This is a genomic window from Paenibacillus piscarius (assembly GCF_022234545.1).
Lineage (GTDB): Bacteria > Bacillota > Bacilli > Paenibacillales > Paenibacillaceae > Paenibacillus_AQ > Paenibacillus_AQ piscarius.
In genome coordinates this window covers 267,505-282,298 of the sequence record NZ_JAIEUI010000001.1, presented here as the reverse complement: position 1 = coordinate 282,298, position 14,794 = coordinate 267,505, and the positions used below count along the sequence as shown (strand labels likewise).

The 14,794-nt window shown below is 54.9% G+C and carries 8 protein-coding genes; 5 read left to right on the top strand and 3 right to left on the bottom strand.

Going from position 1 to position 14,794, the window contains the following annotated elements; genetic code table 11:
• Positions 1–65: 65 nt before the first annotated feature.
• Positions 66–275 (bottom strand): hypothetical protein, encoded by a 210-nt coding sequence (locus K1558_RS01115; protein ID WP_238649530.1) that lies wholly within the window; start codon positions 273–275, stop codon positions 66–68.
• Between K1558_RS01115 and K1558_RS01110 the strand changes: the two genes are divergently transcribed.
• Genes K1558_RS01110 through K1558_RS01100 form a run of 3 tightly spaced genes read left to right on the top strand, consistent with a single transcriptional unit; the run spans position 262 to position 4,614 of the window.
• Entirely contained in the window at positions 262–2,091 is a 1,830-nt protein-coding gene (locus tag K1558_RS01110; RefSeq protein ID WP_238649529.1) for a cache domain-containing sensor histidine kinase, read from the top strand. The genes K1558_RS01115 and K1558_RS01110 overlap by 14 nt on opposite strands.
• Positions 2,066–3,649, top strand: a complete 1,584-nt coding sequence (locus K1558_RS01105) for a response regulator (RefSeq protein ID WP_238649528.1) — start codon at positions 2,066–2,068, stop codon at positions 3,647–3,649. Before K1558_RS01110 ends, K1558_RS01105 begins: the two co-directional genes overlap by 26 nt.
• Positions 3,646–4,614: a sugar ABC transporter substrate-binding protein gene (locus tag K1558_RS01100; protein WP_238649527.1), complete on the top strand. Its 969-nt coding sequence runs from the start codon at positions 3,646–3,648 to the stop codon at positions 4,612–4,614. The genes K1558_RS01105 and K1558_RS01100 overlap by 4 nt, the downstream gene beginning before the upstream one ends.
• Before the next feature lie 353 nt (positions 4,615–4,967).
• Here the strand turns inward: K1558_RS01100 and K1558_RS32640 are convergent, their stop codons facing one another.
• Complete coding sequence (locus K1558_RS32640) at positions 4,968–10,736, bottom strand: S-layer homology domain-containing protein (RefSeq protein WP_274528325.1); 5,769 nt, start codon at positions 10,734–10,736, stop codon at positions 4,968–4,970.
• A gap of 241 nt (positions 10,737–10,977) precedes the next feature.
• On the bottom strand, positions 10,978–12,654 hold the full coding sequence (gene xynC / locus K1558_RS01075; RefSeq protein ID WP_274528324.1) for a glucuronoarabinoxylan endo-1,4-beta-xylanase XynC: 1,677 nt from the start codon (positions 12,652–12,654) through the stop codon (positions 10,978–10,980).
• Between the two features lie 434 nt (positions 12,655–13,088).
• On the opposite strand from xynC, the gene K1558_RS01070 reads away from it, so the two are divergent.
• Together K1558_RS01070 and K1558_RS01065 are read left to right on the top strand one after the other, a co-directional pair.
• Entirely contained in the window at positions 13,089–13,979 is an 891-nt protein-coding gene (locus K1558_RS01070; RefSeq protein ID WP_238649526.1) for an AraC family transcriptional regulator, read from the top strand.
• A gap of 113 nt (positions 13,980–14,092) precedes the next feature.
• On the top strand, positions 14,093–14,593 hold the full coding sequence (locus K1558_RS01065; RefSeq protein WP_238649525.1) for a GNAT family N-acetyltransferase: 501 nt from the start codon (positions 14,093–14,095) through the stop codon (positions 14,591–14,593).
• The last annotated feature ends 201 nt before the right edge of the window (positions 14,594–14,794 follow it).

Sequence of the window (14,794 nt, the reverse complement as noted above, 5' to 3'; positions counted from 1 at the left end):
TCCCCCTGGGGTGATCACCTTGTTTTGTGGTGTTGAGCCCATTTTAATCGCTTACAGGGCAGGGGTTATATGGGCAGCCTTTGGCGTTTGCTTTCTATTTTTGGCTTTGTTTCCTCCGGCGGGAGAAGCAAGTGTATTTTTTTATTCAAAAGTTGCGAATTTTGTTGGCGCTTTCTTTTTTGTTTCAGCATTCCAGAATTTGTTATAAAATAGACTGTGAAGCTATCTATTCTCAACTCTACTTGTGAAAGGGAACTCCCGATGATGCGGATCACACGCTGGATCTCCTCCAGCCTGAGAGCCAAACTGCTGGCTCTGTTCATTGTGCTGTCCACGATACCGCTGATTGCCGTCGGCCTCATCTCGTACCAGAAATCCTACCAGTCTATTTCCAGTCACAGCAAGGCCTCCAGTATGCTTCAGGCGGATCTGCTGGGAACGAATATGGATAACCTGTTCAAGGACACCGAGCGTCTCCTGGAGCTGAGCAACAATCCGCAGGTCATCCACTTCCTGTTCTCCCAGTCCGAGACCTATCAGGAGGCCAAGAATATTCTTCAGACCTTCACGCTTTACCGGGACACCTACAAATATGAGAATGTACTTAACATCAGCCTGATCAATCTCTACGGCAAAGGCATCAGCGAGCGCAGGGGCATCTTCCAGTCGGGCAGCAATCCTATGCGAAGTCCCCATTTCCAGGAGCTGTTCCGCAGCCCGGAGCTGATTCTCAGGATTCCGCCGCCGCTGATGTCCAGCTATGACCGGGTTGACGGCTTCACTTATGGAAGCCAGGGCGTGATCTCGATCATGACAGCGGTTAAGCAGCGGATTACCCATGAGGTCATCGGGTTCATCATTGTCGATCTGAGCGATTCCTTCATCAAGGAATTCTGTGACAGGGTGAAGATCGGGACGACCGGGTTCTTCTATCTGACCGATGCCCAGAACAATCCGATCTATGTGCCTCCTGTCCCTGCGGCAGAGCAGACACTGGTCCGGGAGACCCGAATTCCTGAACGGGAGCTTAGAGGCAGCGGCAGCTTCGTACAGCAGACCACCGGCCCGCCCCGGTTCATCGTCCACACCTCCTCCGTGGCGACCGGCTGGACCATTATCGGCATCGCCCCGCTCCAGGAGATTGTAGCCGAGGCCAACCGGATCAGGCAGCTGATTATCATCAGCGTGGCCTTAAGCATCCTGTTCGCCATCACGCTCCATTATCTGCTGACCCGGCGGCTGACCCGGCCTATTCAGCTGCTGCAGCATAAGATGCGCCTGACCGCAAGCGGCTATCTGGAAGCCAAAGTGAAGCCGGACGGGCGGGATGAAATTGCCGATCTGGGACAGAGCTTCAACATTATGGTGGAGCAGATCAAGGAGCTGCTGGCGCAGAGCATCCGCAAGCAGCAGCAGCTGCAGAAGGCGGAGCTGCGGACGCTTCAGGCGCAGATCAATCCGCATTTTCTGTACAACACGCTGGATTCGATTGTCTGGATGGCTGAAGCCGGCAATCACGATGGCGTGATCCGGCTGGTGAAGGCGCTCTCGGGCTTCTTCCGGCTGAGCCTGAACAAAGGGCGCGACTGGGTACAGATCCGTTCGGAGCTGGATCACGCGCGCAGCTATCTGATCATCCAGCAGATGCGCTACCGCGACATTCTGGAGTTCAGGATTGAGGTTGCCGAGGAGCTGCAGGATTATCCGATTCTGAATATGACGCTGCAGCCGCTGATTGAGAACGCCTTGTACCATGGCATTAAGAATAAGCGGGGGATGGGATTGATCCGCATTGGCGGCTACACCAGTGCCGGCTCCATCCTCCTCACCGTATCGGACAACGGCATAGGAATAGCTGAAGACCGGCTCGACTGCCTCCGGGCCTCCATCGAGCATCCCGTTCAATCCGAAGATACGGAGGGAGAGCAGCGCGGATTCGGCCTCCAGAATGTGCATCAGCGGCTGAAGCTGTACTTCGGGGCGGAATATGGCATACGGCTGGACAGTACTGAAGGCTATGGCACACATATTACGGTTCTCATTCCCAAGAACAGGGGGTCCAAGGATGAAGAAGATTATGCTGGTGGATGATGAGATTCTGATCCGCGAGAATATCCGGCAATGTATAGATTGGGAGAAGGAAGGCTTCCTCTATTGCGGCGACGCCCCCGACGGCGAGCTGGCGCTCCCGGTCATCGAAGCTCAGCTTCCTGACATCCTGATTACCGATATCCGCATGCCGTTCATGAACGGCCTGGAGCTGAGTTCGGTGGTACGCCAACAATTTCCGAAGATCAAAATTATCATTCTGAGCGGACACGACGACTTCCAGTACGCCCAGACGGCGCTGCGCCTGGGAGTGGAGGATTATTGCCTGAAGCCGTTCAGCGCAGCCGACCTGCTGGAGCTGCTCCATACGGTCAGCGCCAGAATCGATGAGGAGCTGCGGCTACAGCAGAAGTATGCCTATACCGCCGAGAACCTGTTCGCCGACCTGTGCGGAGGATTGATCGGCACGGCCGCCGCCATCGAGGCGGCGCAGCAGCTGGAGCTGCAGCTGACCGCCCCTTATTATGCCGCAGCGGTGTTTACGCTGAATCTCCCGGAACCCCCTCAGCCTGCGCCGGATGCGGAGGAGCTGTTCTCCCAGCTGCTGAAGGAGCACGCCGGGGCATTCACCTATAAACGCAGCCGGACTGAGACGGTCCTGATCTGCAAAGGCAGCCATCCGGTACAGATGATCCGCAGCCTGGATGAGCTGTACCTTACGCTGAAGCAGCAGCTGAAGGCAGCCTGCGGAGCGGAGCTTAGCTTCAGCAAGGGCAAGGCGCACGAGCGCCTTCAGGGCATTCACCTCTCCTACCTGGAGGCCGAGAATGACCGGATGCTGAAGAAGATGTCACGGATGCATTCGGCAGCGATGCTGGATGATTATCTGGACCCGTCCGCCGCCCGGGAGGTTCTGCTGGACCGCAGCCGGCTGATCCAGTTCCTGAAGCTGGGGGATCAGCAGCAGATGCCGGCCTTCCTGCAGGAGCTGTCCGCCGGTCTCACGCAGGTGAACTGGAACTCCGGCTATGCCTGCTACCTCATGAACGATATTACCCTGGAGCTGGTGCAGACGGCGAAGCTCAGCTTCCGTGCAGCCGCCAGCCAGGCCGGCCTTCTCAGCGAATTGCAGCCGGAGCTGAAGCAGATCACCACAGCCAGCGAAGCGCTTGACTATCTGGAGCAGCTGTACGTACGGCTGTGGGCGTGGCGTTCGGAGGGAGCGGACAAACACCGGGAGCTGATTGACAGGGTGAAGCAGTATATCCGTGAGCAGTATGATAAGGATCAGCTCTCCCTGAACGATATCGCGAGCGTGGTCAGAGTCAGCCCCAGCCATCTGAGTAAAACCTTCAGCCAGGCGACAGGGCAGACGATTACTGAATTCCTGACCGCCACCAGAATGGATAAAGCCAAGGAGCTGCTGAAATCGACCGGGCACAAAACGTTCGAGATCGCCTATAGGGTAGGGTATAACGACCAGCATTACTTCTCTAATCTGTTCAAAAAAGTCACGGGCATGACTCCGATGGAATACCGCCGGCAGGGCAGCCCCGAGGACCTGCTGCAGCCTGTCCGCCGGGGAGCGGAGCGGTTGTGACCTCCACCCGGCTTTCCCGCCTGTTGCTCAGGCTCCTGCTTCTGCTGCTGGCAGCGGGGCTCAGCCTTGGCGGCTGCTCCCGCTCAGACGAAGTGCCGGACGCAGCCCTTACAGGCGGCAGCGCTGCCCCGTCAAGCCCGGACGGCGAGCCGCCGCTGACCTTCGGCATTCTCTACCCGATGGTGAATGATTCTTATGAGATGATCACAGAGAAGGCCGAAGAAGCAGCTGCCCGGCATAACATCAGGCTGCTGGTTCAGGCTCCTGATGAAGCCAATCTGGAGCAGCAGATCCGTATGATGGAGATGATGATCAAGCGGGGCGTGGACGGTATCGCGATTGCTCCGGTTGATTCGCTGGCGCTCGCCGGGGTCATCAATAAGGCAGCCGCCCAGGGCATACCTGTCGTCTGCTTCGAGTCCGATTCGCCCGGCAGCCGGCGGGACGCTTATATCGGGGCGGACAATCAGGCCACCGGCGAAGTTATCGGCCAGACGGTCAGCCGCCTGCTCAGCGGCAAAGGGATGATTCTGGTCGAATCCGGGATGTCGCGGATGAAGAGCACCCGGGAGCGGCTGCAGGGCCTGGAGAATTATCTGAACCGGCATACGGAGATTGATGTCCTGGAGGTGCGGCATAATGATGGCAGCGAAGGGCTCGCCGCCCGGCAGCTGGAGCAGATGATCTCGGATCACCCCCATTTCAGTGCACTGGTCAATCTGGATTTCGTCTCCAGCGCCAGCTCTGTCCTGGTCTGGAAGGCCAAGGGGCTGAAGCGCTATAACTTTGCGCTGGGTCTCACCCCTGCCCTGAAGCAGGCCATGGACAACGGGCAGATTACCCGGATCATCTCCCAGAACGAGCAGAACTGGGGCGAAGAGATCATAGGTGCGCTGCTCCTGAGGGCCCGCGGACTTGAAGCTGCGGAGCGGGTGGACACGGAGATTAGGATTATGGGGGAGTAGTCCGGTTTAGGCGCACACGAAAGGAGACTAACTGCACTTTGTACAACTGGATCGCCGAATTTACCACTGAATATTCGTCTAACTGCATTCGTACATTTAAAAATCCAGCTGTACCGGGTTCTCGCCTATTTAGGAAAATTTAGTTGCACATACTACAGTTAGGAGAACAGAATCAGTCTTTTCACTGTTCTTAATTGTATAGAATACAACTATCACCGAAAGGTTGCTTCAAAGAAAACTTCATAGATGGAAAGCACCATCCGAATAGCCAAATAACCCTCCGACCAGCCAGCATCCGGCCCATCTTCCGATGGGTCGACGCTCGCGGCCGTGAGGGTTATATGGGTTACTTCCTACTTCTTCAGCATCCGGAAGATCATAACAGCGGCTTCCGCCCGCGTGGTGGCGGCGTCAGGGTGAATGGATGTGCCGTCTCCCTGCACAATGCCTGCTCTCACCAGAGCAGCTACACTATCCACGGCATACTTCGCCACTTCACTCCGGTCTGAGTAGCTGCTTAAATCTCCGGCGCTGCCGCTAACCGTCAACTTGTTCACTGCCTTCAGCGCCCTGGCAGCGATGACCATCATATCCTGTCTGGTGATTTCACCCTTCGGATTGAACCTGCTGCCGTCCACACCCTGGATGATGCCCAGCTTCTTGGCGATGCCAAGCACTTCATAATAATAGGCTCCCTGATGAACATCCGTGAAGCTGGAGTTTGCCTGTGCCCCTGCCTCCGCCTCTAGCCCCAGAGCCCGCACCAGCATCAGCACAAAATCCGCTCTCGAGATGTTTTTCCCTGGATCAAAGGTCGTATCCGAGGTTCCTGTGATAATACCCAGTCCGTATAGCATGTCGATCGCTTCGGAAGCCCAGCTATACTTGGCCTGCACATCCCGGAATGGGCTGACAGGCACCGGAGAAGGTGCCGGAGTTACAGCCGGTGTCGGCGCTGGCGACCCTACTGTTCCAGGCACAGAGGTTGACGTTGGTGCAGATGACGGTATAGAACCTGGTGCAGATATCGGCGCTGGTGTAGATATTGGCGTCGGTGTTGCTGTCGGAATCGGCGTCGGTGTAGGTGTCTTTGTTGGCGTCGGCTCAGACGGACCGCCGTTGTCTTTCAGCGTAGTTACAGAGAGAGAGGGACCATTCTTGCTCCAGTTCCCTGCTTCATCCCCGGCCTGCACCGAGAATTGATACAATGTTCCCGCAGCAAGCCCGGTAACCTCGTACCGCAGCTCTGTTCCAGACAATGCAGCGATTTCCTCTGTTCCCCTATAGATTTTGTAGCCTGTCACTCCCTTATCGTCAGCAGCCTGCGTCCAGGTTAACACAAGGCCGGATGCCGTAATCTGTGAAGCTTCAAGCTCACTCCCCTCCGTCCAGACCGGAGGTGTGGTGTCTGCAGCAGGCAGCGTGGTTGCTGACACCGAAGGCCCACCCTCACTCCAATTGCCGCCCGTATCGCCTGCCTCCACTTTGAAGGTGTACTGCTTATCCGGCTGCAAGCCCGTTACCTGATAACTGTATACAGCACCGGTTACGGTCTCCGTGTACACAGCATCTGTAACCGTAATCGGCTGGTCTCCGGTTCCGTTCGTAATCCGGTACCCGTAGATGCCGCTGTCATCTGTGGCCGTAGCCGACCAGGTCAGTGTCAGCCCGTCACTTGTGATACCGGAAGCGGCAAGCGTACTTCCTTCGGCCCAGACCGGCGGTGTGATGTCTTCACCCGGCAGGGTAGTCACCATGACGGACGGTCCGTCCTTACTCCAATTCCCCGCAGCATCTCTTGCCTCCACCTTGAACGTATACTGCGTGTTCGGCAGCAGCCCGGATACCTCATAACGGTATACGGCTCCGTTTGGAGTCTCCACCGGCTCAATGCCGGTTACAAGCAGCGGCTCGGCATCGAGCCCGTTGTAGATGCGGTAGCCGGTAACACCCTGATTATCCATTGCTGCCGGCCAGGATAAGGTAACCCCGTTGCGCGTAACACCGGTAGCCTCAAGCTTGCTTCCCTCAGGCCAGATTTGCCCTGTTTCGCCCAAGGTCTTCACCAGGGTTACCCCTGAGTAGGTGACTTTGAAGTCCGTTACAGCGCTTGTATTAGTTCCATACAATTGCACCTTGGCAGCCTTGAAGAATTCCGGAGTATACGTGGACGGACTGCCCATCGTAGTCCAGGAAGAGCCGCTGTTGGTGGAGAAATAACCTTGCACCACATTGCCTTCTTTTACAATCCGCAGGTAATAATTAGTCCCGCTCAGGTTGGTCTGATTCGTATTGTTGGTGAAGGACTGGGTGCCGGTTTTGCCTGAATTATTGACTTTGATATTGCTGCTGACCTTCCTGGCATTGATCCGGTAGAATTCTCCGCTTGGAGTGCCGCTGATGCCAAGCCCAACCTGGGAGTTCTCACCCATGGACGGATCATTCAGCGGTTTGTCAACGGTGAGCTTCGCCGTCAGCGTCCAGTTGCCTTCAGCGCTGCCCGGGAACTGCAGCATATTATGGCTGCCCGGATATTCCGTATCGCTCTTCAAGGTCTGAAGCTCCGCCCCATCCGCGCTATAGCGGAGTGCAGTCTGCGGATCAGCCGGATTCACCAATTCCCAGCCTGCCGGAAGGCCATTCGAGAAATCAACCATCTCGTTGGTGCTGAAGAAGATTCTGTAGGTCTTCACTTGCCCGCCTTTGATAAACCGGACCACTGCCGTGCCTTGCGCACTGTCCGCCTGCGAGATGCTGACAACCTCAGCCGGATCGCTGGTTGCCGCCGTAACCTTCGGAATGGCGTTTCCGGTGACTGTATATTTATATTCGTATTTCATTTGGTCAAAATTAGACGGCTGAACGCCATCGATAAAGAGGTTGCGTGAGACAACCGCCTCAGGAGTAAGCGACATTTGGTCCGCATACAGGATGTTGGCATCCTTCGCATACACCGCCAGAACCACCTTTGCTGTCCCTGCAGGCTCATCGTACGTAAACGGCTGATTAGGCGTCTCATGCCAGTCCGCCACCTTCACATCCACGGGCTGGAAGGAGCTTAAGGCCAGCGGCCCGCCTTCAAGAATACGTCCAATCAATTTGCCGTTCTGCCAGTATGCCGGATCCCCGGCTTCACGGGCAGCGTAGGGTTCCGGCATATCGCGCCCATTGATCGGGGCCATGCCGAGCTGAACTCCGTCCTTGTCGTAATACACCAGCGCCACTTCCACATCTCCGGGATGCTCAGCAGCGACATCATAGCTGTCCGGACGGCTCATCATCGAGAGGAAATAGCCCTTGAAGTTATAGCTCTCCCCCTGGCTAAGCTTGCCGGTCACATCCTGCCAGATGCCGTCATACTGCTCCGCAGCACTGATGCGGCCCGCAAGCTTGCCGGACCCGGCCACCTTCGAGGTGTTGTTATTCTTCAGGTAACGGGAGAGTCCCGAGTAGCTCTGTATCGTATCTGCCGTAAGAGCAGGTCCGCTGACAGCAGACTCAAAGCTGCCGTTATTGTAACGGCCTGCCGACCAGTGATCGGTATTTGAGCTTGTAGCTGTATCGAAATCTCCATTCAGCAGCAGGTTCCCCGGTATCGTCACGACCGAGTTATTAGCAGCCGCGCTCCAGTCTGAATCGCCTGCGCCGAACAGGAAGCGGTCAACGGTAATCGTACCTTCAGTTCCATTAGGCTCAGCCACAATATAGAGATCCTTATGCCCGTAAGCACTGAGATCACCGGTATCCACCATAGCCTGGAATTTGCCGTAGCTGTCGTTGGCCGGTACCGGAATCTCTGCGACCCGCGTACCTTGGGACAGAATATCCGCACTGCTGCCGGCAGCAGTCCCTACCGGAAGGACGTAAGCAGCAAGCTTGCCTCCCTGGGCAGACTTTGTCTGGGCGGTAAGGTACAGCAAGTGTCTGCGGACCACGCCGCCGTTCGCCGAGCCGTCTGCAAAGTTCACGTTGTTGTAAGCGAGGTAGCCGCCTGCTTCCAGCGTCACTGCCTCATTGGCCCGGCCCGCCTGGCCTGCACTGTCACCGGGTACACGGTTGTCATTCCCCTCTGCCTCCAGTGTGGAGAAGATGTCGCGCTCCCCGTCAAGCCCCTGATAGGTGGCAAAAGTGCCCTTGGACGGAACAACGGTCACGATGCTGGCGGACGGAATATCAATGACGAACTTGCCGCCGGTTACCGGAATCGTGCCCAGCTTCTTCTGATTCTCGCTTCCCGAGGTGCGGAACACGGTCACACTGTCTGTGCCGGCCGGGAAATCCTTCAGATTGAATTCCAGCGGCTGGACGCTGTCATCGTTGTTCGCATTGGATACCGTCATGGAGAAATCGCCCGTAGCCGGATTCTTGAAGCCGACCACATTCAGATCAGGTGCAGGTACGCGCGTAACCTCAAAGCGCACATCGCCGGGATTCATGAACCGGGAGAAATGGCCGTAGCCGTAAAAGCGTTTGAACAACCGGTATTCCCCCGTCAGTGTACTGATCCGCCCCGGCTCCTGCTGGGAGTTGGTGGTCACAAAGCGGATCAGGTCAGAGCCGTCCGCGCCGTTGCTGTCCCACATACTCCACCAGACAAAGCCGTTAAAGCCCGGATTGCTGGTGAACATATTGGTCAGCAGATTGGACCAGCGCACGGCGTCATTGATATTCTGATTGCCGTACCGCTGGGTATAAGCGCCGGCCGACCCGTCGCCGGTATCCTGGTTCATGAATTCTGCCTGCCAGAGCTTATATTTGTTCAACCATTCGGGATATTTACTGCCATCCTTGGTGTAATCCAGAGGACTCTTGGAGAAGTCACCGGAGTGGTACAGCTTGTTCTCATCCGTACCGATGTTGACCGTACCGTAGAGATGGGTGGTGAACACATCGAGATACGGATTCTTGTCGAGCGCATTGTCCGGGTCCGTCTGCGAGAACACCTCGCCGCCTCTGCTTAAGGAAGCGCCCAGATTCGTGCCGTCCACGGCGGCAAGCTGGGGAATGAAATCGATGAGCTTGCCGTCCGGATTCTTGATATCATAGAGGTCGCCGCCGGGCTGCATCGATTTCTTCAAGGCAGGCCCGATATAGCCGTTAATCAGTTCAGTCACGTAAGCGGCAGAGCCGCCCGCCAGATCGACTTCGTTAAAAGGATTGATGTGGGTAATCGGAATCCCCCACTGCTCCCACATCCCGCGGATATAATTGACAAGATAATCGGCATAGGCCTGATAATAGATTTTGACCTGTTTTCCGTCGATGGTAGCGATGTCACCGCGGATAATTTTGCTGGGAGAATTGTTGTTGGATTGGCTCATCCAGTAAGGTACGGTCCAGGTACAGGCGTAGAATTGCTTAACGCCATACTGCTGCGCCTGGAGCATGGTCCAGACCTGATCGATATCGAACAGCTCTTTGCGGGTACGCGGGGAGCTCTTGATGACTACCGGCAGTTCACCGGGCTTGCTGAGAAGATTGGTCGGACCGCCGTCGTCATTGCCGATCGGCTGATTCCAGGAGGGATAATCCCATATGAAGTCTTGAACAGGTACAAGGGTTCCGGGAGCGTGCTCGGGTTCCACCGGCCAGATGCTGTCGGTATTGCCATCGTAATAACGGTTCTCCGCTTCGAGCTTGTAGCCGTATTGTCCCGCTGTCCCGCGCATGGGAATGGCATTCCCTTCAACGTCGAAGCCGGGATTGTTCACATCGGCCAGGAGACTGGTGAGCGGATTGAAGCCCGGGCTGGCCGCCGTTGCGCCGGAAGCGGTCAGGCCGCCGTTGTCACCGATGATTACTCTCACAATGTCGTGGCCCGTACCCTTCTGCTCACTGAAGGTCAGATCGAGCAGATGCCTGACGGTATCCTGATGGCCGGCGGAAGCGAGCTGCAGCATGTGCACAGAGTCCGTATAAGCATAAGCGGCCCCTACACCATCCATCGTCTGATAGCTTTTGTACCACTCGGCGGTTACCTGTGCCGGGGTAATCGCCGCCTGGGCGGCAGCCGCCGGAGCAGCTTGAAGCGGGCTGGAGAATGGCATAGGGGTAATTGCGGACAGCAGCAGCACGCCAGCCATGGAAACCGAAAGTGCCTTTCTCCTGATCTTTTTACTCATCCTAGAGATTCCTCCTCTTGTATGCGCTTACATGATTTTGCCTGGTAATATCTTAACAACTGAACTTGGACATTTGTAGCAGAAGGATGCACGATTGATTATAAAATAACACTATTCTCTTTCAAATTTAAACGTTTGCCCCGAAAGCAGCAAAAATCCCGGCCCGTAAACGCACTGTGCAAGCTGCTGTCTACAAGCCAGGATTAAAATTCAGCCTATTGAACCGATGGGGCTTCAGAGCCTACTGGGCGGTCACATTAATGCTGTCCACATTTGGGCCTTCCGTACCGGTGGTCACTACTTTTACCGTATTATTGCCGACAATCATAGGGACCTGAACCGTCTTCTCTCCCCAGGAGGACCAGGCCCCCGTTGCGGTAAACGCAGCATTGCTGATGACCTTGCTGCCGTTCACATACACATCCAGATTTCTTGTGCCGCTCTCCAGGGCATAGCGGAATTTCAGATTCTTGGTCCCGGCCACGGCACAGTACACACTGTTCCACTGGATCGCAGCATCCGTTGCCGCATTGAAATTGACGTAGCCGCTGCCCGTGTAACCGGCATTGATGGTCTCTACGACCGCATTCGTCAATGTGGTGTCCGTCTCAGCTTCATAAGTCGTTCCCGAGCCGGTGCCGCCCCCGCTTCCAAGCTCCGCGACGAAGGTAGTCACGCTAAGGGCAGGCAGCTGCGCGGTGAAGGCGCCGTTCGACACATTAAGGTTAGAGCCGGCTGCCACCTTGCGGCTCGCGTCGGTAATCCACGATGCAAAGCTTGCGGCCGTACCGTTCTGCAGGACAAACTTCTGGCTTACGGCCGATGTGCTTTTGTTAATAGCGACAATAACTGCCTTGTTATCTCCCTTGTAGGCCGAGACATAGACATTGGTATTCGGGTTCTTCGTGGCATCCACTCTGACATAACCCGGACGGACGAACTTGGAGAACTGGGCCATGCTGTCTCCACGCTTGCTGATGGTACCGTCCTCATTCATCGGGCTGTATTGACGGCGGATATACCACCATACATAGGCCTGGAAATCCCCTTCAACCAGCGCATTGTGCATATGGTATGCTACTTCCAGTGCTTCCGGCCACAGGTTGGCCGAGTTGTTATTGCTGTTCGGGTAATAGACCTCAGTCATCCACAGATCTTTGCCTGCACCCTTCTGTTTGAAGAGCGGATAGGCAAAGTTGTTCACCTGAGTTCCATACAAATGCGCCCCCAGAATGTCCATATTGGCCAGCGCCTGGGAGTCGTTCAGGATCGGGTCAGACATGTTCTTCAAATATTGAAAGGACTCCGGCGCAATGACCCGGCAGTTGATCGCACCGGCATAATTCTTCATGAAGTTCAGCATTTCGGCAGGCGTCCACCAGGTCCAGGTCTCGGCATAGTCCGGCTCATTCTGCACCGAAATCGCATACAGGTCAACCCCGTTATTCTTCATGTACGTCACGAAATCATTCAGATGCTGGGCATATGCGCCGTACTTGTCGTATCTGAGACGCTTGGCCGAGGGATTCCCGTTGCGGTTGAAGGTCTCTGTCATGCTTGCGGGAGGATTCCACGGCGAAGCAAAGACGATTGCTCCCTTGGCAATGGCTGCCTTGGCCGTATCCAGTTCCCTATACCAGTTGTTCGGGTTTTCGTCTACAGAGATTCTCAGAATCGAGAATCCCAGCTGGTTCTCCCCGTTGCCGAAGGCGGTCTCCCGCTGCGCGGCTGTCAGATCGCCGATCCAGACCGGATGATTGATCCCCCCGAATCCGCGGATCACCTGCTTCTGGTCGGACAGATTGACGGTCACATCGCTGGCCGCATTGACTTTGGGCGGCGGCGGAATCACCATTGCAGACAGCATGGTCACACTAGCCAATAGGGTCAGCAGTGTTTTTTTGAATTTTGATTTCATTGCTTCATCTCCTTTTCTTCTGGTTGGTTGATAATCTAACAGTTCTGCCGGATCTTCTCCCGTTACACCTCCTGTCTGCTATATAAATTGAACTAATGATTTTTAGGTTTTAGGATTAGTCATGACTCCAGAGAAGTTTTGGACTTCCGGCCGCTGTTGTCTGCAGATTTCTTGATTTATCCCGTTTTTAACGGTTGAAATCCGCATACAAAGGCGGACGCTATCGCTCCTCCAGTTCCAAAATTCCCCTCCGCCACTTTTCCTTTAACTTATATTCTTTAGTTCAATCTATATAGAAGCGGCAGATGAAAGCCATGCAGGCTTGTCCATGGTTCTTGCAGCACTTGCAAGCGCTTCCTTTTCCTGTATTATATTAAATAGCTGCCAGTCTAGTCGTTGCACATCTGAGAGAATATATTGCGCGGATACCAATAATGCCATTATTTACATTTGAAGGAATGAATGCCATGGAGCAGGATGTCCAGTATGTGTTCACCCCGATCCCGGAAGAAATGATCTGCTTCCACAAGTCAACCACCACGGAGCTGCTCAATCCGGCTCAGCCTTACCACCGGCACGATGCTTACGAACTCTATCTGTTCCTGAGAGGCAATACCTATATGTATGTGGAGCAGTCCTGCTACAAGCTCTCCCCCGGCGACCTGCTCCTGATCCGGCCCGGCGAGATGCACCGCTGTGTCTGTGCCGACAACCAGATCTATGAGCGGATCGGGCTGAATCTGAGACAATCTGCCCTGCAGCGGCTATCCAGCTGCCGTACGAATCTGCTGGCCTGCTTCGACTCCGCTCCAGCCGGGCTTACCACGCTGATCCGGCTCACCCGGGACCAGTGTGCCTTCTACTCCAGACTGGCCGACCAGTTGATTCACAGCCTCCACTCTGAGGATTATGGACAGGACCTGCTGGCTGATGCCTATGCGACCCGGCTGCTTGTGTTCATCAACACCCTGCAGCAGTCCTCCGCCGCCCTCCCGCATAATATCATGCCGGAGATCGTCCGCCAGACGATGGCTTACATCGAGGAGCATCTGCTCGAACCGATCTACTCGGCACAGCTTGAGCAGGAGTTTCATTACAGCGGCAAATATATAAGCCAGCAGTTCAAAGAGCATACGGGACTTACCATCCGCTCCTACATTGTGGGCAAGCGCGTGTCCCTGGCCATGAGCCACCTTACCGCCGGCAAGAGTGTCGCGGCCGCCTGCGAGCTGTCCGGCTTCAGCGATTACGCCAACTTCATCCGCAGCTTCACCAAGGTAGCCGGCATGTCTCCGGGCAGATACCGGGCGGGCATGCTGCCGTAAGTGTCCGGGCATTCTTTTGAAATAGGTAAGGTTCGTTATAGCCGTCTTTTCCCTTACGTCCGGCGTAATGTGCTGATACAGTAGGTTAATAGAATAATATTATGGAGGTTAACATGAAAGCGACAATTCAGCAAATAACAGAGGCAAACAAGGAACTATTTGAGAACTTATTCAATTATTATCTCTATGAGCTTTCTGCTTACTCGCAGGAGGATATTGGAGCAGAAGGTACATTCGAAATGGAAGATATCTCGCCATATTATAGGGACAAACGGTTGTATCCTTACTTCATCACGTCTAATGACAGAATCGTTGGGTTTATTCTGGTTACCTCCCCTCCTTATGTTGCCAAGGAAGCGGACTATTCAGTGCAGGAGCTGTTTGTATTGCCCAAGTACAGAGGCACGAGTATAGCTAAAGATGCGGTCATGCAAATCTTCACACTGCACCCGGGCCGATACGAGGTGGGAATGTTCAAATCCAATGTAAGAGCTGTTAAGTTCTGGACTAAGCTGATAGCAGCACTTGAAATCCCGGTCTCCGTAGAAGATGGTTCCACTGAAATTCAAGGAAATATAGTGCAGACGGCTGGTATGAAATTTACGGTAGCTTAATTGGAGAATGCTGTTCCCATCGATGATATTACCTGCGCATCAGCACAATGTATGCTGTTTTCCACATACATTCAGGCCTCACGCCCGCGTGCCTGCAAATGTATGCTGTTTTCCGCATACATTCGGGCCACATGCCTGCGCACCAGCAGAATATATGCTGTTTTCAGCATACATTCAAGCCTAGTCCCTGCGCATCAGCAA

Coding starts and splice junctions, on each gene's coding strand:
- K1558_RS01110 (WP_238649529.1), top strand. CDS start 262: ATGATGCGGATCACACGCTGGATCTCCTCCAGCCTGAGAGCCAAACTG.
- K1558_RS01065 (WP_238649525.1), top strand. CDS start 14,093: ATGAAAGCGACAATTCAGCAAATAACAGAGGCAAACAAGGAACTATTT.
- K1558_RS32640 (WP_274528325.1), bottom strand. CDS start 10,736: ATGAGTAAAAAGATCAGGAGAAAGGCACTTTCGGTTTCCATGGCTGGC.
- K1558_RS01105 (WP_238649528.1), top strand. CDS start 2,066: ATGAAGAAGATTATGCTGGTGGATGATGAGATTCTGATCCGCGAGAAT.
- K1558_RS01070 (WP_238649526.1), top strand. CDS start 13,089: ATGCCATTATTTACATTTGAAGGAATGAATGCCATGGAGCAGGATGTC.
- xynC (WP_274528324.1), bottom strand. CDS start 12,654: ATGAAATCAAAATTCAAAAAAACACTGCTGACCCTATTGGCTAGTGTG.